The sequence below is a fragment of the Erythrobacter sp. genome, from assembly GCF_039988855.1.
Classification (GTDB): domain Bacteria; phylum Pseudomonadota; class Alphaproteobacteria; order Sphingomonadales; family Sphingomonadaceae; genus Erythrobacter.
In genome coordinates this window covers 177397-196475 of the sequence record NZ_JBDXIY010000001.1, presented here as the reverse complement: position 1 = coordinate 196475, position 19079 = coordinate 177397, and the positions used below count along the sequence as shown (strand labels likewise).

Below are 19079 nucleotides of genomic sequence, written 5' to 3'. Positions count from 1 at the left end.
ATGCGGTCGTTCAACTCTTCTATTCAAATTGTACAGGTGGTGGCTGGAGGTTGTTCAGATCGCTTTGATGCAAGACCAGCCATTATCTGAACTAACTTAGTATCGCATCCGAAGCTTTCTCAGCAATCATCAAGACAGCAGCTTGAATATTCCCGCTGATTGGTGTTGGAAATACTGAGGCATCCACCACGCGCACCCTGTCCAGACCATTAAGCCGCAAGTTGGGGTCGACCACTGCGTCTTCCGAATTTCCCATCTGGCAGGTGCCGGCTGGATGATAGGCCGGGACAGCATGCTGTCGGATAACATCGGTCATGGCGTCAGCGTCGTTTGAGAGATTGTCCGGAAGCAGAAAGCCGTCGAAGTGATCCAAAAATGCATCGGACTCAAACAGCTTTATTGCCAATCGCGAGGCCGCGGTTAACCGCCTCAGATCATCGCTATCTGAGAACATTTGAGTAAAGAGAAGCGGCTGCAATTGCGCGGCGCTGCTCTGTAAACGCACCCTCCCCCGGCTTTTGGGATAGTTGATATTCACTTGAATCATGAAACTATCTATTGGCAATGGTTTTAGGCCGGTCTCGGTTCGCTCCAAACCGTATGGTGCGAAATGCAATTGTGCGTCTGGGAATTTTTCTTTGATGTCGGACCGGACAAAGGAAATTGCTTCATAAGATGCGGCGCTCAGCAGGCCGCCGCGGCGCACCCACCAGTTGTAGAGATGGCGCGGCATGTGCCAGGGCTTGTTTTGGGTGCTGATCGTTTTTGTCTTCGACCGCGCAACAATTTGTAAAGCCGGGTGTTCGTGCAGGTTCGCACCAATGTTTGGCCTGTCCAACAATACTGGCACGCCAACATCTTTAAGATGGTCCGCTGGGCCGATACCCGATCGCATTAGGATTGCTGGCGACTCAATTGCTCCGGCGCTTAGAATGCTCTCTTGGCGGGCCCTTGCCTGCTTCAGTTCTCCGCGATGGAGATACTCCACTCCCACAGCGCGAAATCCATCAACGATCAGCCGGGACACCAATGCGCCGGTTTGAATTTCTAGATTGGACCGCCTGCGCGCCGGGCGCAGATAACTGGAAACGCCAGACGATCTCCAGTGCCCATCATTGCTAGAGACAAGGATGGAGGCACCCTCCTGAGTACCACTATTGTAATCAGCATTGTGTTGGCCTCCGATTGCATTTTGCGCGTCGATGAAGGTTCGGCTCAATGGATGTGGATGCGACAGTCGGCGTAACGCCATCGTGCCGTCTGTCCCATGAACACCATCCGCCGCCGAAATCCGTTCGATCCTTCGGAAATAGGGTTCTACCTCCTGCCAACACCATCCGCTGCATCCCCCTTCGGCCCAACGGTCAAAGTCGGCCGCCGCTCCGCGAACATATACCATTCCATTCAGGCGACTGGACCCGCCCAACATCTTGCCACGCGGCCAATCTTGCGTCAGCCCGTTTCGACTGGCATCTTCTTGCGTCTGGTATTGCCAATCCAACTTGGAATTTCCGACCCCAAGCGCTGGACCAAGCAATGGAATTTCATACAAGGGACTTCGATTGGCTGGACCTGCCTCAAGCAACAATACCGAATGTCGTGGGTTTTCGCTCAATCGGTTCGCCAGAACGCATCCAGCACTCCCGCCGCCAATGATAACGAAATCAAATTCCGGCAAAACGGCTTCCTTCTAGGCGTGTCGGGAGCCGGATTGACCTCGACCTACTGGACTCTTGACAATTTAGAGTCCGCATTTTCTAAGTCAATTCACGAGTTTTCATCACCAATCGATTGTTAGCTCGAAGGTGGGTGTCCCGTTAAATGATTGATAATGAAAACCTAAACGACGGTTATCCGAATACGTCATCGGCCCAATATTGCGAAAGTTACTTCTCAACTTGCGTTGATCTGGGCGTAAAGTCTGCAGACTTGTTTGACATTTTACAGGCGTCACCTCGGTCGTTTGCCAACCCACTTTACCGGTTTCGATGTGACGCGATTTTAGACATGATTGCTCACGCGCAGAATGTCAGCGGCCACTGCTCAATTGGTTTAATGGCTGGCACTCATTTCAGACCATCGACATTTTTGGATGTAGGACAAGCCTTCATCTCAGCCAATTCTTTGCGTCATGCCCTGCGGGTAAACGCGAAGTATCAACGCCTCACTCAGCAATTTGGGACGACAGGGCTTGAGGTTGATCGACAGTCGGCACGTGTTACTTGGGCGCCTTATATTGAGGACGCCGAACGGCTACGCCCGATCACAGAAGCAGTATATGCAGGCTATGTGTCGATTGGACGTTGGCTTCTATGGCATTACAATGAAGACGCACTGGTGGTGCGCTTTCGCCACTCTAGACCATGCGATCCTGATCCTTGCGCAGAGTATTTCGGATGCGACATTCAATATGATCAGGACCTTGATTGCCTCGAGTTCAAAGCGGCCTTGGCGGATTTCAAGTTACCTCAAGCTAACCCGGAATTGTTGAAGACCCTCGAGTCTCGGTTGGACCGCTCTTTGGAAAACCTCGACAACCTCGATAGGGTCACCAGCAAAGTTCATCAATCTGTACTGTATACGATTGGGAAGGTTCCGGTGACCGCAGAGAGCATAGCTGAAATGATCGATTATACTCCTGCTGGAATGGCTCGAGGATTGAAGGATGAGGGCTCATCATTCCGCGACATATTGCGCGACGTACGGAGGCAGAACGCGGAATTTTACCTCTTGGAAAATCGCAAGACATTGGCGGAGATTTCACTCGCTCTTGGTTATAGTGACCAAAGCGCGTTCACCCGGGCATATCGCAGTTGGCATGGGGTTCCCCCATCACAAATGTCGCAGCGGTAGGTTGATTTCACTTTGGCGATCCCGAGGTTCCGCAATCGCTCGCGGTACAAACAGAACATCCCGACCCGAGATTGCATTTGTAAGAAAATGTAAAACTCAATCGTTGGAAACTGTCAAGACAGGCCATTTTCTGTGAGTTAGCCCACCCCAAGTGTCTTTTTGGCGAAAAGCCATCTGTCAATTTTCTTGGGGGCTTTCTGTGAAATCGATAACGTCTAGCGCGAGCAAATCACTTTTGTTTGGTAAGGGCCGACGCGGGCGTACGTTGGCTGTAACGACCTCTATTGGAGCAATGGCAGCGGCCATGTTGCCGTCGGTGGTTCACGCTCAGCTCAATACCGATGATGAGACTGCTGTCACTGAAGTTGTTGCCATTGAAGGGCAGGAATTGGATGGTGAAACTCTGGGCGGTTTCTTGCCCGTTGTTATTGGCGGCGATGGCGATCTGCTATTCTTAAGTCGGACAGCAGATGATAGCTTCATCACCTTCGATGGTAATCTAGACATTATCGCTGATGTCAGGCCGTTCGGATTGCAGAACATCGTTCGTCCTACTTACAGTATCGACAGTTTTGGCGACCAATTTGCGCTAACCACTCGAGATGGGATTTTTACCGGATCGGTGAGCGACAACATCGCGACGGAGATTGCGATCGGATCTGCTCTAGACGGATTTTCGACACGTGATCTGGGCAATTTGGGCAGCGGTGCAACTCCAATCATTCTTAACCAGCAAACCGCTTTTTTGTTGTCCAATGTCGGCGTCAATGAATCCGATGGAAGCTTTGTCGGGAACACTCAGAACTTTGTTTTATTCGCTGGGGCTGACGATACGCAGTTCGAATTGGTTTCAGGATTTACTGATGCAACCAGTTTGAATTTCGCCGGAGCGGAAGGCCTTTTCTCGAGCTCTTCTCCGCTTCTTTCGTCTGCTAACAGCGCACAAACATCCAATCTGTTCTTGTTAAATCTGAACGATGGCGCAAACGGGAATCCGATACAAATCGGCCCCAACGGCAATCCGCAGCTTGCAGGCGGCGTATTCTCCGGGGGAGATTTTACCTTCGCCGGCTTTACCTTTGTCGACAATACCGGAGGTGGATTCCTAGGCAGCGGCGCGAATTTCGACGCACGTTCGTTCTCGGCGAATTCGCTCAACCAGGCTTTTGTTTTAGGCAACGCCTTGCTCGGGCTCGATGGCGGACCCGGTGACAGCCTGCCTGGCGAGCTTCTGGTTTTTGATGATCAGGTAATCGCGGTTGGTTCGAATTTCCGGTTGGGGGTTCAGACCAGCGTTGGCGAAGTGGCCTTTCGCGATTTCGACAATGTCATCCTCGCTGAAAATGGTGACCTGTTGTTCACTGCTGAGGCCACGCAAACAAATGGGCAACCACTCAACAATCCAATTGGGCTATGGCGCGTGATCAATCCGGGATTGGCCAATCAGGCTATCGTCCCCGTGCTTACATCAGGCGATGGGCTTATTATTTCTGCGGCTAACCTGTCCCAATTATTTCAAGGAGGCGGTGCAACCACGGCATCTGTCGCTGGCTTTGACCTGTTCGACATTTCTCGGTCTCAGGGCATTGCGACCGATGGTCGGCCATCGCTTATCAGCGTCAATGAACAAGGCCATGTGGCAACCATTGTTGAGATCGAAAGCTCATCTGGTACGGTTGAAGCGATTGTGGCGCAGGACGACAATGGCGACTTCCATGTCGTCGCCTTTATTGGGCAAGTGATCGATGTTGATGGCCAGGGCGATCTTCGGCGGATCACAAACTTCACCGCTCAATTTGGCTCGAATGATATTGATGGTGCCGGCGATTTGTTCAACATTGATGAGCAATTGGGCTTCATCGTAACTCTTGATCGGGATTCCACGAGCGCAGTGGAATTTGACCAAGCCGTCTTCCGCGTTTCGCTGAACGGTATCACGATGGCCCCTATCACCGAATTTCTGTGGCAGGGCGGCTGCGGCGATGATGAATTTTTCACACGCTGCGAAATCAATGCTGAAAATGGCAGCAACTGGGTCAACGAAGACGACATCACAGAAATCTCACCCAATCCTCCCGGCGGCGATGCCGGACAGCACAGCGCGACAATCCGAGAATCAGATGTTCGCATATCTGTTGAAAGCGTAAATCTTGCCCGGCTTGATAGCGATTCCACCATCACCTTGCAGGACGGTCGCACTCTAACGCTTACCGGCGGCGGTGATATCAACCGATTAATTATTGAGCGAGGTACACTTGCAACCGCAGGCACGTTGAATGTGGACGCGCTTCAGGTCGACTTTGGCACGGTGACTGCGAATGGCCGGATCGTCGTTGAAGACAATCTAACCATCAGCGGCGGCCGGTTGGAAGGTAGTTCTGGGATCGATGTTGAGGTGGGCTCAGCTATTCAATCCACTCCTCCACAGGGAATGCTGAGCGGCAATCTGGAATTGGAGACCACGCTCAGGTTCTTCGACAGCAGTGCTGTAACAATCGACACGGCTACTCTGGATATTGGTTCGGTCGGGCAGTTGGAATTGAACGACGGATCAAACCTTACGATCCGTGGCTCCACGATTGTTGGTGAAGGTTCAATTCTGGTTGAGAGCGAGGGGTCATCGATCACCTCTGAAGGGCTGAACTTCGTTACCGCCTCGTTGAATTTTCAGGATGCGAATGCGGCGCGGACCAATGGCGCAGAGCCAGATTTGTTGCGCATCGCGAGCCGTACACTTAGCGTGAACCAACTAATATTCAGCGCTCCGAACCTTTCGTCGATTGCTGCCAATCAAGGGGCAGGTGTTGCCATTGATCCCGGTGCAACATTGGCGATCGCCGATGGCGGAAGCTTTGTTGTCCAGAGCTTTGTTGAGTTTGGCCAAACCGACGGCAGCATGGGGGATGACTTCCCTACCATTAGCTTCGGCAATGGCTCCACATTGGGTATCGACACATTCGGCACCGCATTGTTCGATTTGGGCGAAAACGGTGTCGTCAATCTCGATCGGACGACAGTTTCAGGCGGAGGATTGTTCGCCAATCGCTCAACACTCAATGTAAACAATAGCAATTTTGCAGTCGTTCTCGCCAATTTTGGAAGTGCTACTTTCGCAGGCGATAACATCATCGCAACCAGCGAAGGTGCAGCAACAACACGTCAGGACGATGAGCTTTTCCGGCGCGGAGTTGAAGTTGCGACGGGCGTCGATATTGGCGGCGGCGGCAATCCCATTGCGATATCGGCATTGCTGAGCGACGTCACCTATACCGGCGGCAACAATATGATCGCTGGTGATGGCGCGGCGTTCCTGATCGACAACCGGCTCGAAGGCGGAAGGTTGGATTCGACCGCCCGGACTCTGATCGCAGGGGACATTACCCTTGATGATCAAGCTGTCTTCGCGGTGTTTGGGTCCGAAAGTGCGCCGACGGCATTTGCGGTTTTGGCAACCGCTCCTGAAGCAACTTTGGAAGCGTCAGCGACGTTGAATGGTAACGGTTTTGCGTTGCTGGAATTCACAGAGATTCAAGGCCTGATCTCACCCAACAATGATCAGTTCCAATTTGCCAATTTGACCAATCGACTGGGTAGTGAATTTTTAACCGCCGATGCGGGCATCTTGAACAGTAACGCTCCTGTCGATCCCACTCCGGGAGGTTTCCTTCAGATAAGCAACAGCAGCATTGATGATGTGGCCCTAGTCAATGCAGGTGCAGCACGGCTCGAAAATGTTACCTTCTTGCCCCATGGGCAAGTGCTCAACGCCGGCCTGTTGAATATCGCTGGCGCAATCCGTGACAATTCTGAAATTGACGGATTCCGGACAGCAACGATCGTCAATGGCGATGATGGCAGATTGCAATTGACCGCTAGTGATTTGGTAGAAGTCATTGTTGATAATTTCGGACTGATTACCGTTTCGGGCGAGACAGTGAATGTTACGCTTGAAGAGCTTTTCACCGATGGTGCTAACGACGATGGGGAACTTGTGTTTGGCTTCCATGCTGTGAATGATGGCGCTTCATTGACGGTCAATTCCACCAATGCTCTCTTCGTGTCTGATGATCTCCTTACATCTGGCGGCGGCATTTTGAGCGCGGACTGGTTTGTCGAAGATGGAACCGTAAGGCTGCTTGGATCCGATGGTGGAACACCGCTTATTGATACGATTGACGCCAATAGCAGCGCTGAAATCATCGGCACCGGCACTATCAACAATCTGGATGCGAATGGCAGCGGTCTTCGGACGGTCAATGGCGTTTTTGTGGGTAGCGGCGGATTTCAGGGCGGCGATATTGATATCGGCGAACAGGGCGGATTGGTCTTTGATGAAGATAGCCGCTTTGATGCGCTCAACATTGCCAGCGAAGCTCAGTTAAATGTCCTTGGAAATGTGATCTTTAGCGATGCGGCTGTCGCCGGTTTGCTTATCGCGGAAAGCATAACAGGCGACAGCTTGGATGTGACGGGTCTGGACGCCGAGGTTAATCTCACATCCATCCAGTTGGACACAGAAATGCTCACGGCCGAGGTGGGTCAAATCGATGTTCGCGGCGGTGCTACACTTGCCTATCGCGGCACCATTGATGCAGACTTGATCAATGTTTCTGGGCTCGTGACGTCTGACGATTTCGAAGCATCAACTCTGGTCGAAGCCGTCCAAGCCGATAACGTGAACATCTTTGCAGGCGGCACACTCGTTGCAGAAGAATTGGCCGTAGTGGACACGCTGACGATCCGATCGTCCGGCCGTTTTTTACAGGTTGGAACTGGGGTCGTGTCAGCCACCGATGTCGAGCTCGATGGTTTGTTAATGGGTGAGAATATTTTCATCAATCGCGATTTACGCGTTGGCGAAACTGGCGTGCTCGATATCGCGAATAATGTTGATGTCGGCGGGCTATTCGAGGTTGACGGTACTTTGAACGCCGCTTTCCTGCGCGCCAACCTCGTGACAGTCACACCTGGTGCGAATCTGACTGTATCAAGATCAATAGACGTCTCTCAAGACATCGTGATCGACGGAATGCTAATCGCTCAAGCTGACGACAACGAGATTGACGGAAGTGAGGTAGACGAAGGCCTCGTGGCGATGCTCGGCGGCGACCTGCTCGTCGGAGCAACCGGAGTTGTCGGAGGTGAAGCCGACATCGACGTCGGAGGAGTGATTCAGACGGCGCAGGGCAGCCTGTTCGCGATTGATGGCTTGGTTGTTGCCGATGACGGTATTGATTTTCAGGGGGAAACTCAAATCGCGGCCCTGATTGGTGGGGCAAACATCGTCATTGGCGATCAAACGATAATAACCGGAACGGACGATCCCAGCCAATCCACAGCTGACCTAATACGCGCCGCGTTTGATGCTGCTGGAGGTTCCGCGATCCTCATTGACTTTGCGGAAGTCGATCTGGTCGCGGACGGTGATCTAACGGTTGAGGATTCCGCATCGCTAGCGGTTGATAGCGGCACATTGGTCGGAGGGAACTTGTTCGTAGACGAAGGCGCTGATCTTCTTACCGACGGACCGCTTGTGATCTCCGCCGATCTCTTTTCTCGACTGGCGGACTCGATCAACAATCTGGGCGGCGGGTTCGTCGGCGGAAATGCCGAACTGGGAGGGAATTCAAACTTTGGCCAGACGATCATCGGCGGAGATGCGACCATCTCGGGCGATAGTGTATTTCTCGCTATAGGCGAGATTGACCACAGTCCTCCGCTCGATCTTGTCAGAAGCGCAGTGGATGCATTTTTTGACTCCATCGATGGCGTAACTGATGATGACACTGCTTTTGAGTTCAGTCTGGGCTCGTTCACAGTTGGCGCACTCGGCAATTTCCAAATTTCGTCGGGCGCAACTATCGGCACAGATGGAGATGCCTTTGTTGGGGGTTCATTGACCAATGGCGGCGACGCATTGTTCGATGGAGATCTATTCGTAGGGTTTGAACCCGAAGACCCTGGCATTAGTTTCATCAACGAGGATGAAGCCACGATCCATGTCCGGGGACATTTGGGTGTTCAGGGCGGCTTAGTGAATTTTGGCAATGTCCAAGTAGACGAGGATGTCTTGGTAGACGGTGATGTTCGGAACAATGGTACCTTTAGGTACGGCCAATCGTTCACTATCAGTGACATTAGTAGTTTTGAGAACAACGGCGTTCTGATTGGAGGCAATCAAGAAGCCGCCTTCTCACTCGAACAAGGCTTTAGGCTCCATACTGGCGTCGCAATAAATCGTGGCCTTATTGGTGGAACCGGCACAATCGAGGGCGACTTCCTTCAGGAAGCACTCGATGATAGCGCATTGTTACCGACCTTATCGCCCGGATTTTCACCTGGCATTATCAACATCACAGGCGATGCGACCTTCAACGATGGCGTGATCTTGTTTGAGATTGGCGGCCTCACTCCGGGTACAGAGCATGACCAGATCAATGTCGGCGGCAACCTGACCATTGGCTCCAATGCGATGATCGTTGTCGACCTGCTTGAATTGGCTGATGGCAGCGGCATCTTTTTGCCTCAAACCGGCGATGAGATTGTTATTTTCACCGCCTTTGACATTTCGCCTGACGATGTTCAGCAGATCAACTTCTCGGTTCTTGATGAACTACCATTGGGCTTCACTCTGGTCCCGGATATTGTGCAAACTGGTGATGGAGAAATTTTCCGTGTTCTGCGGGGCTTCAACGGATCGACATTGTCCGGATTGGACGGTCTGGACTCTACCCAGTTGGCCGTCGCAGGCGCCCTTGATTTCCTTTCCACGGCGGAATCCGGTGTGCCCTCTCCCGAACTGTTTGAGATTGCGGTTGATCTTCAATTCACCGACGAGCGTGCAATGCAGTTGGATGGCCTGACAGCATTGAGCAGCACGGCGATATCGGCGATCCAGTCAAGCTCCATGCGCGCTGGCAGCATTGGCCGCAATTTTGCAGAAAGCAGACTTAGGCACCATGCCAATAGATTGCTGCGGCCCGATCCGCAGCCGGTCTCAAGAACCACCCAAAGCGGCGTAGCCCTGGCAAACTCGACAGGATCGTCGGGCGGGGTGCTGAACAACGAGGCCGCCGCTTCGATGATCGCTCAAAGAGCGTCACAGGGCGGCGGGACGGAGTTCCTCGCTGGGAACGGTTCAGTCTTCCGCGTAATCGGTAGCACTTCTCATCTATTCGGTGACAGTGCGTCCCGGTTGGGGACTGTCGGTTTTGATTATGATGGTTGGTCCGCAAATGTCGGAGCGGAATTTGAAGGTTCCGATGGCGGATTGTTGCTTGGCGCGGCCTTCGCACTCGGCAGCATCGACGCCGATCTGGATGACAACCGCGGCAATGTAGACACCGACAGTCTGGCGGCGACCATCTATGGTCAATACAAGGCTGGCCGCCTCACGATTGCCGCTGGTTATAGCATCGCCGATCTGGATATTGATAGCGAGCGCCAGGTTTTTGGAGCGACTGCCAGCGGCGAAACATCCGGTGAAGTGCAGCACCTCTTTTCACGCCTGGGTTTCGATTTTGTAGCAACCAATAAGTGGAGTGTTGGACCAGAGATTATGCTCGTCCATAGCGACTTAGACGTTGATGGATTTAGTGAGACCGGGGCTGGAGCGCTCAACCTTTCAAGCGGTTCTTTGGATCGAGAATCAACTCTGCTCAATCTGTCCGGAACGGCCACTCGGCAATTCGATGCAGGCGATTGGTCGGGCCTTCTGACAATCGGTGCTGGTTACCAATGGGCTCTGTCTGGTGATGAGTTCTCGGTAAGTCCGGCGGCGTTCACTGCGGCACCAGCGACAAATTTCTCAAACCCGTTGCGGCCTTTGGCAAATGATGGCTTTGATTTGTCTAGCGATCTATCACTAAGCAGCGGGTCAGGCCTTACCATCGCGCTGGATTATGACGGATATTGGGGCCAAACTGGTCAAGATATCCATGGTTTGAATTTCAGGGTCTCAGTTGCGTTCTGACGGGGTAAGCCATTGTTAGATGTGGTGTTCAGCGAGTGCTGAGATAACCTAGGAGAACGTCCGCTTTCGGGAACTAAGATTTCGGGTGGCAACGTCATCAATTGGGGCGCATTTCAGACATGATGGAAAGACCTTGACGCATCCGCCTGTGGCGGACCGGGCTTTCGTGAACCGAGCCTGCCTTTAGATCAGTCTCCGCCGTTCGGCTTCAATCCCTTGCGCAGGTAAGTCGTAGGGACCAGCCCCTCAGCGCACTTCAAGCAAAATAGACGGTCTCCCGAGGCTCCTTCGCCGCGCTCTGTGCGCCGGCCGCCGACTTTCCTTTCCGTTTGCACACCCCGATCTCGCCGATGGGCAAGGTTGCATGAGCAACCCTGAACCCGAGAAGGAACGAGAAAAATGAGAGGGAACAATCAAACATAATCAGAGATCAAAATCTATGTCGCGTGTTTAGCGGCCTACAATAATGGTGTCCTGTACGGGCGCTGGATCGATGCGAACCAAGACCCCTATGATATTTGGAATGAAGTCAGCACTATGCTTTTGGCTTCGCCCATCGAAGACGCCGAGGAATGGGCCATTCATGACCATGACGGTTTTGAAGGGGCACCCATCAGCGAATATGAGTGCTTTGAGGAGGTCTTACAGAAAGCTGCGCTTATTTCTGAGCATGGAGCGTTGGCCGGAAAGCTGCTCGATCATTTCAGCGATTTCGAAGAAGCCAGAGAAGCGCTCAGCGACCGCTACGCAGGTGAATATGAATGCCTCGCCGACTTTGCGCGTGAGCTAACCGAAGAAACCGCCGTTCCCATCCCAGAAAACGTGGCATTCTATATCGACTACGAGTGCATGGCGCGGGATCTGGAAATCAGCGATGTCCTCACTGTCGAGACACGATGCGACCAAGTGCACGTGTTTTGGGCGCATTGATATCGGCAAGATTGTAGAAAAGCGCATAGTCGAAGCAAGCCCAAGCCGATTGGCAAGCGGTAGCTGGTGCAGCCGTACAAACAAAATGGCTGGTGAAGGTGACATCTGCGCGAGTTACAGCGCGGATCGTATCGGCGGCGAGCAGCCCGTTCGTAGGCCTTTCTCCTTTGAAGGTCAGCTATGGGTCTGCATCGGATCGGATGGGCGAGATCGCCGCGCTTTCCAACTTGTTGATCCTGCAACGTTCCACGACCCGACATTCACTTATGGCGGGCGCGTCAGAGACGGCCATGAAGGTCGCAGAGACCCAAACGGGTACGGCATGCTGGTCACCCATCGCAGGGCGACAATGGTGCTGCGTGGTCCCGAAACCCGCTTTGTAAGAGGCACTGAGCGTCTGGGTGCCTTGTTTCACCTGTAATCAGCGTTCCAAGCCCGGTTTATGCTGGGCTTGGTTTTACCCGCAGATGATGCGGTTCACGCGTCCAAGAAAGCTCGCTTTCTGAGTGATTTCTGTGATAAACTGAAGATATGAGCAAAGAGATTGCCAGACCTGATTTGATAAGCGCAAAGCTGAGACAAGCTTTGGCGCTGCAAGTCATGGAAGATAACCCGCTCACCGACGATGAAGTGGCTATGTTCAAGATGTTTGAGGCCAAGCGCTGGAGCGACGAGCGATGTCGCGCCTACATCATGGAACAGCTATCTGGTGCCTCTGACACTCCCTTAGCCGCTGAATGAGCCACGAAGAGCGCGACACGGCGCTTTATCGATACCCGGACAGTTCCGTTCTAAGAAACAAGCTGGATATCCGCGATAAGGCAGAGCTCAATAGAGCAGAGCGCTTGCTTGTTACCCAGCGTCAGCGCGGCGATATTCCGAAGGGCAAATTCGACCTCGACCACATCTGTGCGATCCATAATCACCTGTTTCAAGATGTCTATAACTGGGCTGGTGAACCGAGGTAGGTGGACTTCCACAAGGGTGAGACCTTTTTCCTCCCGTACAGCTGCATCCCCACAGCCATGGATTACGTGCACAAGCGGCCAGAGGATCAGAGCTACTTGCGCGGCCAAAAGCAGCACGAGTTCGTTCGAGAAGCCGGGTCTGTGATCGGCGAGATCAACTACATCCATCCGTTCCGCGAAGGCAATGGACGCACACAGGCGCTCTACCTAAGGCAACTTGGGGCGCAAGCAGGGCACCAGATTGATCTGTGTCGGCTGAACAAGCGAGCATGGATGGAAGCGTCGATAGATGCAGCCAAAGGCAGCCCTAACTACGACAAGTTGCGGTGGTGCATCGACCGGGCCATCGAGCCAGTTCGGGATCGAACGCGCGACCGAGGCCGCTAGAGTCTAACGATCAAGCGACGGGCCGTTTTGGTCTCGGCCAGGATCTTTGGTCTCAGAACGCGCTTCTCGCTTGCGGCGTTCGATATGTTCGCGCCTTTGCTTCTCGCATGTCTCTTGAGCTGGCTCCGGTGGCGGTTGAGGACGCTGCGGTTCATGTGCGCGCTCTGGCCTGCGTTCCTGCGCTTCCTTCATGCGCATTACGAGGTAGCGCTGTTTGTCAGCCTGCAATTCCTTAGCGCGTTCTCCCAAGCGCTCGGCGCGAACTTTCGCTTTCGATTGCAGCGATCGACATTGCTCCAGCTGTTCGAAAGTGAGCTTGTCACGTTCCCGTTGATCGCGCTGCTGCGCTGCCAATGTTGCGATCTGGTTCTGTTCTTTGATGCGCCGGTGTTCGCCCGTTATTCGATCCCAAAGGCCTAGCAGACCGCGTCGGAACTGCTCTTGCCGTTGGGCTTGCTCTAGAACTTGGCGTTGTCGCAACTCTGTCATCAGCCTTGCGCGTTCGGCGCGCTGTTGTTCGACCAAGCGGGTTTTATCGCGCTCGAAGCGTTCTTTGTTGGCTTGTGCAGCTTTGGCTTGCTCGTTGTAAAGCCGTCCCAAGTTCTGGCCGATATCCTGCGCCATCGCGTCGCGGGCTTCATCCAGCGCTAGCAGTTCCTTAGGGTCACCGAGCCGCTCTTTGATCTGTTTGGTGCGGACATCGACTTGCTTGGGAACCGAGTACACTTCGTAATGCATATCAACCGCAACAAAGCCTCGCTTATCACCTCGCGCGAGATAGTAACCGCGTTCTTTGAGCGCGTGCTCAAAGGCTGAACGACTGTCTGAGATCGCCCAACGACTCTTTGACCTGTCCGGCATCCTTGCCAATCCTCATGGCTTGTTGCCATTGCTCCAGTGTGAAGTTGCGCGGATCGCTCTTGCTTCGATCAGCAAAGCCTTCGAGCATTTGCCAACCATGCTCACGATAGAGCTCGCGAGCGACCTCTTGCATCGGCTCTCGGCTGTAATCCATCCGCCTAGCGGTCATGGTCTCAGCATCAATACGAGACCACACCGCATGGGCATGGCGGCGGCCATCCTTCTCATGAAGGACGATGGCGCGCGGTTGGCCAGCAAGGCCAAGACGATCTTCCACACGGGCAATCGCATCATCAAATACCGGAGTTTCAACCCGCTCATTGGGGGGAGGATTGAGGGACAATGAGAAAAGGAACTTCTCGCACTTCGTTCCTCTGCTTATCGCATATGTTTCGTTCATCGCGCCGTGCAGATCGTCCGCAGCAAAGCCGCGCAGTTCGTACACGCTCACATGGTCGTTTTCATCCTTCATTAGATGATCCGCCAAGTTTCGAGCACCGCCACGGCTGTTGCCTAAGAGGATCATTGCTCAATCCTCACGCTTCACGCCAAGCGCCTTGATTAGATCGAGGCGGATTTTCTCGACCGTGAGGCAGGCCGCTTGCAATGAGAGCAGCACATCAGGCGATTCTGGCAGAGCGCCATTGCGAGCCGCTTCTGCTATGTCTCGCATGGAGGAAGGCATATCGGATGAGCCAAGCGACGCGAGGATACGCGCCAGCATCACCTCATCATTGCGAGGCTTACGTATGCGCTTCTTATTCGCTCCATCTTTGCCGAATATCTGTTCTCGGGCATAGTCCGACAGCGTGCGATTACCTGCCGTAGCGACTAGCTTAGCGTGTTGTTCGGCGGTCAGATTGATTGTCAGGCGCTTATCCACATTGCACCTCACAAATCCAAATCTAATGCTTGAAGTTGCTTCTCCCAGTCCGCAAGCTCGTCAAAGAAGTTCGAAGTCTCTCCCGGAGGCTCCGCCATTTTCCAAATTCCCCCTGATTTCCCGGTGTTTTGAGTAATTACAATTGGTTTTGTCAGACCAACGGGACACTTTTGAGACGATGTGCTCACTGCCCGGCATGAAACAGTGCGGTTCGGGTGGGGCAAAATTGGTCCGTTGTTTGTGGCAGATATCAAACGCCAGCACATCAACCGAATGCGCAGCTTTTGCCATTGGCGCTGCTACCGCGATCAAATGTTTGTGAAAATCAATGGAGAGACTCACTACCTATGGCGCGCGGTCGATCACGGATGCGAAGTGCTTGAGAGTTGAGTCTCTTAGAAGCGAGATAAATCGGCAGTTTTGAGGGCCTTGAGGAAGGCTGCTGGGTATCGAAGATCGCCGCAAAATGGGAAGGTGGATCAACAATCGCGCCGAGAACTCGCATCTACCACTGCGAAGACGGGAATGGGTCATGCAGCGCTTTCGGCGAATGTTGCGGCAAGGCGCTACACGCCTAGCAGAGACGAGTTCGCGTTAAACTGACAGTACCAATCCGCGTATTCATCGCCTCACGCGTCCACTTAATTCGGCTCCACAAGATTATCGTCAGAATTGCGATCGACGTATTTGTTGTAGGGATCAATGCCGAGCCAAGTTGGCCGCTTCTTCGTGACGATCTTGATGGTTTGAATGCCGGACATGATCGGATGGCGTTCCATTGAAAGCACGTTTGCGCGTTCAAAGACCCCGGCACCGGGACGTTCGGTAAAGGCACCGATTTCAATCTGATCGCTCAGATCCGCTTCGGTTTCATTGCCTTCGCCATCGGCATAATACTTGGCCGCCGCAATCGTCAGAGTTGTCTCAAACGTGCCATCGCCAAGCTCTTCCACCTCAGCCTCTTCAGCTTTTAAATCATAGACGGTAATCTTCTGCAGCAGATCGCGAACAAGCGCTCGTTCTTCCTCATTGCGGGCAAGCGAGAAGAAACCAGCGACCAGATCTTTTGAACTTGCGTAAGGCTGGCTCTTGAACCGGAAGCGATCAAGGAGATCGGCTAGCATGGCGTTGACGCGATCTTCGCCAAGGCGATCTTGGAGCAGATACATGACCACTGAACCCTTCCGGTAGTGGATATAGCCTTGGTCCTCGACCCGCTCCAATGGCAGCTCTTCGAGTGCCTCTCCGCCTCGCGAGGTGAGGTAATTATCAAGCTCAAATTTCAGGAACCGGCGCATATCGTCTTCGCCGTACAGTTCCTTCATCACCATGAGCGCAGAATATTGTGCCAGTGTCTCAACGAGCATCGTGCCGCCCTGCTGGTTGGCGGAAATAAGCTGGTGCGCCCAATATTGGTGCGCGGCTTCGTGCGCAGTGATGTAAGTGACGTAATCGATCTCACCAGGATCAGCCAGGTTAGCGAGGAAGCCGATGTCCTCCGAGTAAGGCATCGTGCCCGCAAAAGCCTGAGCAAAGCTTGCATAGCCCGGAAATTCGATGACCCGCGCATAGTCAAATTGATACGGGCCGAAATTAGCACGATAATATTTGAAAGACGCATCCATCGCGTCGATCATCCGTTCTGCGTTATAGGGGTGCTGCGGATCGTAATAGACTTGCAGGTTCACGCCGTCCGCATCGCGGTCCATGATCTCATAGCGCGCCGATTGGATTGAGAGAAAGCTCAATATAGGCGCCGTCGACTGGAAGCGCGCAATCCGGCGATCGCCTTCCACCACATCCGATACCCGCTTGCCCGGTGCGATAGGCACTTGATCAGCGGAGGTGGAAAGAGTGATCTCGGTATTCACCCAATCCGCGCCGACATAATTGTCCAAATGCTCATGCTCATCCTCGAGTTTGGCGGGCCGCAATTCCGGTTCAAGACCATAGCTGCGTCGCGTTGCCCGATCTGTGAGCAAGCCTTGTTCGTTCATCCCGATCTGAGGAGCAAATTCCGCATTGTTGAGGAACGTCCCGTTCTTCACCAGCCGCGTATCGTAACCGCTCGCGCTCATCGCCTTGTGCCAACGCTGAGTTTTAAAAGTCAGTGTTGCCGTTTCATCAGGCGCCAATGGCGTATCGAAACGATATATCCGGTGTTGATAGGTTTCGTCGTCCTTCTCTAGCTTTGCCCCTGATAAATCTGTTTCCAGCAATATTGTTTCGGCATCAAGAAGCCTCACATGAAGTGTCTCGACCGGCGTACCTGTATCATTCACCATCCGGAATGTGCCTGATGCTTCCATCCGGCGTTCTTCAGGATACAGATCAACCGCCAATGTCACATCGGTCAATGAAGGTTGTTTGAGCTTGGCGTATTGAAGGTATTCCTTCTCGTAATTGGCTAGCAGCTCCTCTTGCGCATCACTGTTGCGATAGGTGTTTTGGACATTCATTTGATTGTAGAGGAACGCGCCTGTTCCAACCGAAGTGAGCACGCCCACGAGGCCCAAGGCGCCTGCCGTTGACATCGCACGGCGAGGCAAAGCTTTAAGGCGAGGCATAAGCCGCGTCTCTGTGCCTCTACGCCACATAAGGTGGGCAAGCACTGCCATCACCAAGGCCATGCCGCCAAAATAGAGCCTGAGCCACCAGCCAAGCGCGCCTGCGACACCATCTGCGTTCATATCCGAAACCGGATTTGCGATACCACCGCCATAAAGGAGGAGCGGGTGATCAAGCCCGATCCCTGCGAAGGTGATCGTGGCCACAATGTAGAGGACCATGATGCCCCAACCAACATATTTGTTGGGGCTCAATGCCTGCACAAATACCGACAAGATCGCGATCTGCAGCAGGTCGACAGTCTGAGGCAAGACATACCACATGAGGTATTTATCAAGTTCAAAATCGAAGTATCCGCGGCTCGCCTGTACTGCCATTGCCGCAAGGACTGAAATAAACAACGTCGCAAAAAGCACCAAGGTTACAGCGATGGACTTGGGCACCATATAGGCCCAACCGGGCAGCGAAGTGCTGTCGACTATCTCGTGGAACTTGCGGTCGCGGTCGCGCCACACAAGCTCGCCGCCATAATAGATCGCGATGATCAACGGAATAATCGTGAATGTGCCAACAACGACCTCAATCAATGAGAAGGTCGCTGGGATGCGCGGCGTGCCATATGTTTCCGTGCCAAAGATCATACCAGCAAGGCTATTGACCAGACCAAGGAGCAGCAAAACGGCAAAGGCAGGGCTTCGCAGTACTTGTGAAACCTCAAATCGAGTCGTCGCGATCAGCCTAGCAAGTCCAGCACTCTCTGGCTGAGTTTCTGGCAATACCGGTACAATTTGCGGCTTTGTCCTGCCCAGCTTTTCAGCCTTTTTGGCAAGCGTTCGCGCCTTGCGGGCTGATATGCCTCGCTCAGCAAAGCTGAACCGCCAAAGCGCAATGCAAAGTGCGCCCACGCCCAGAACAATCGCTCCCAGACGGTTGAAGAGCATTGCCCCCGACATTGAAGGCAATTGGCTGTTGAGCTCCGCCACTGTCCAATAACGGGTTTCATTCGCCACTGCAGCAAGGCCCAAAGGTTCCAACAAGGCGGCAATATCGCGGTACTCTGGCTCACCGCCAACAACACCGGTGAAGACAAAATAGAGCACCAAAAAGCCGACCACCGCGACATAGGTGTACATCATCGACCGGGTGATTGTTGCGACCGCGAAGAAGATCGCGCTAAGCATAATCACACTTGGCGCGGCAAAGAACGCGAAACTTGCCGCATAGTCGTTGAACCGGTTTGGACCGACAGTCTCAGGATCGAGCCAAGGCGCCAAGGACCCCAAGAACACCGCAAGCGGTATAGCCGCAAAAGCAATCAGCGCGACAATCACGGCACCTGTGAAACGGCCCATCAGATATGAGAACTTTGTGACCTGAGTGGAACGGACCATAGGCCCAAAGCCGCTTTCATCGTCACGCACCACGACATTGGCTACAAAGGCCGTGGTCACAAACATAAAGAATATGCTCATGATCTGTTGAACCTGAAGGATCGCAGAAGGGCTGTTGATATTGACGTTACCCCCGCCGCCGATCTGAATTTGGTCCCAGACCGTTGCACCGAAGGTCAACAGGAAGAATATTATTAGCGCGACCCAAAACACCGGGTTTCGCAATTGGTAACGCAGCTCAAATAGCGCGATCGAACCGAACATGG

At 53.2% G+C, this 19079-nt stretch carries 13 protein-coding genes; 8 read left to right on the top strand and 5 right to left on the bottom strand.

What is annotated here, in order from left to right; genetic code table 11:
- Positions 1–91: 91 nt before the first annotated feature.
- Positions 92–1615 (bottom strand): GMC family oxidoreductase N-terminal domain-containing protein, encoded by a 1524-nt coding sequence (locus ABJ205_RS00880; protein ID WP_348159597.1) that lies wholly within the window; start codon positions 1613–1615, stop codon positions 92–94.
- A gap of 206 nt (positions 1616–1821) precedes the next feature.
- Here ABJ205_RS00880 and ABJ205_RS00875 point away from each other — a divergent pair, with 206 nt between their 5' ends.
- The 7 genes from ABJ205_RS00875 to ABJ205_RS00845 all read left to right on the top strand — a co-directional run bounded on the left by ABJ205_RS00875 (position 1822) and on the right by ABJ205_RS00845 (position 13110).
- Positions 1822–2853, top strand: a complete 1032-nt coding sequence (locus tag ABJ205_RS00875) for an AraC family transcriptional regulator ligand-binding domain-containing protein (protein WP_348159559.1) — start codon at positions 1822–1824, stop codon at positions 2851–2853.
- Positions 2854–3052: 199 nt separating this feature from the next.
- Positions 3053–10825, top strand: coding sequence for an autotransporter outer membrane beta-barrel domain-containing protein (locus tag ABJ205_RS00870; protein ID WP_348159557.1), 7773 nt, complete (start codon positions 3053–3055; stop codon positions 10823–10825).
- A 429-nt stretch (positions 10826–11254) separates the two neighbouring features.
- Entirely contained in the window at positions 11255–11755 is a 501-nt protein-coding gene (locus tag ABJ205_RS00865; protein ID WP_348159595.1) for an antirestriction protein ArdA, read from the top strand.
- Between the two features lie 85 nt (positions 11756–11840).
- The gene (locus tag ABJ205_RS00860; protein ID WP_348159556.1) at positions 11841–12176 is read left to right on the top strand and encodes a hypothetical protein; all 336 of its coding nucleotides are present in this window, start codon (positions 11841–11843) and stop codon (positions 12174–12176) included.
- 110 nt (positions 12177–12286) lie between these two features.
- Positions 12287–12496, top strand: a complete 210-nt coding sequence (locus ABJ205_RS00855; protein ID WP_348159555.1) for a hypothetical protein — start codon at positions 12287–12289, stop codon at positions 12494–12496.
- Complete coding sequence (locus ABJ205_RS00850; protein ID WP_348159553.1) at positions 12493–12723, top strand: hypothetical protein; 231 nt, start codon at positions 12493–12495, stop codon at positions 12721–12723. The genes ABJ205_RS00855 and ABJ205_RS00850 overlap by 4 nt, the downstream gene beginning before the upstream one ends.
- Complete coding sequence (locus ABJ205_RS00845) at positions 12724–13110, top strand: Fic family protein (RefSeq protein ID WP_348159551.1); 387 nt, start codon at positions 12724–12726, stop codon at positions 13108–13110.
- Positions 13111–13113: 3 nt separating this feature from the next.
- Here the strand turns inward: ABJ205_RS00845 and ABJ205_RS00840 are convergent, their stop codons facing one another.
- From ABJ205_RS00840 to ABJ205_RS00830, 3 genes are read right to left on the bottom strand one after another with little or no spacing between them, the layout of a single operon-like run.
- A complete protein-coding gene (locus tag ABJ205_RS00840; RefSeq protein ID WP_348159550.1) occupies positions 13114–13971 on the bottom strand; it encodes a hypothetical protein in 858 nt (285 codons plus the stop codon).
- On the bottom strand, positions 13916–14443 hold the full coding sequence (locus tag ABJ205_RS00835; RefSeq protein WP_348159549.1) for a relaxase/mobilization nuclease domain-containing protein: 528 nt from the start codon (positions 14441–14443) through the stop codon (positions 13916–13918). The genes ABJ205_RS00840 and ABJ205_RS00835 overlap by 56 nt, the downstream gene beginning before the upstream one ends.
- A gap of 57 nt (positions 14444–14500) precedes the next feature.
- Positions 14501–14854, bottom strand: a complete 354-nt coding sequence (locus tag ABJ205_RS00830) for a hypothetical protein (RefSeq protein WP_348159547.1) — start codon at positions 14852–14854, stop codon at positions 14501–14503.
- A 273-nt stretch (positions 14855–15127) separates the two neighbouring features.
- Here ABJ205_RS00830 and ABJ205_RS00825 point away from each other — a divergent pair, with 273 nt between their 5' ends.
- Positions 15128–15244 carry a DDE-type integrase/transposase/recombinase gene (locus ABJ205_RS00825; RefSeq protein WP_348159593.1) on the top strand — a complete coding sequence of 39 codons (117 nt, stop codon included), beginning with the start codon at positions 15128–15130 and terminating at the stop codon, positions 15242–15244.
- 251 nt (positions 15245–15495) lie between these two features.
- Here ABJ205_RS00825 and ABJ205_RS00820 read toward each other — a convergent pair whose 3' ends face one another.
- Positions 15496–19077 carry a M1 family aminopeptidase gene (locus ABJ205_RS00820; protein WP_348159545.1) on the bottom strand — a complete coding sequence of 1194 codons (3582 nt, stop codon included), beginning with the start codon at positions 19075–19077 and terminating at the stop codon, positions 15496–15498.
- Between the last annotated feature and the right edge of the window lie 2 nt (positions 19078–19079).

What these genes read in the sequence shown, in the direction of transcription:
- ABJ205_RS00875 (WP_348159559.1), top strand. Translation starts at nt 1,822, where the DNA reads ATGATTGATAATGAAAACCTAAACGACGGTTATCCGAATACGTCATCG.
- ABJ205_RS00860 (WP_348159556.1), top strand. Translation starts at nt 11,841, where the DNA reads ATGGCTGGTGAAGGTGACATCTGCGCGAGTTACAGCGCGGATCGTATC.
- ABJ205_RS00855 (WP_348159555.1), top strand. Translation starts at nt 12,287, where the DNA reads ATGAGCAAAGAGATTGCCAGACCTGATTTGATAAGCGCAAAGCTGAGA.
- ABJ205_RS00850 (WP_348159553.1), top strand. Translation starts at nt 12,493, where the DNA reads ATGAGCCACGAAGAGCGCGACACGGCGCTTTATCGATACCCGGACAGT.
- ABJ205_RS00840 (WP_348159550.1), bottom strand. Translation starts at nt 13,971, where the DNA reads ATGCCGGACAGGTCAAAGAGTCGTTGGGCGATCTCAGACAGTCGTTCA.
- ABJ205_RS00835 (WP_348159549.1), bottom strand. Translation starts at nt 14,443, where the DNA reads ATGAAGGATGAAAACGACCATGTGAGCGTGTACGAACTGCGCGGCTTT.
- ABJ205_RS00825 (WP_348159593.1), top strand. Translation starts at nt 15,128, where the DNA reads ATGCGCAGCTTTTGCCATTGGCGCTGCTACCGCGATCAAATGTTTGTG.
- ABJ205_RS00820 (WP_348159545.1), bottom strand. Translation starts at nt 19,077, where the DNA reads ATGTTCGGTTCGATCGCGCTATTTGAGCTGCGTTACCAATTGCGAAAC.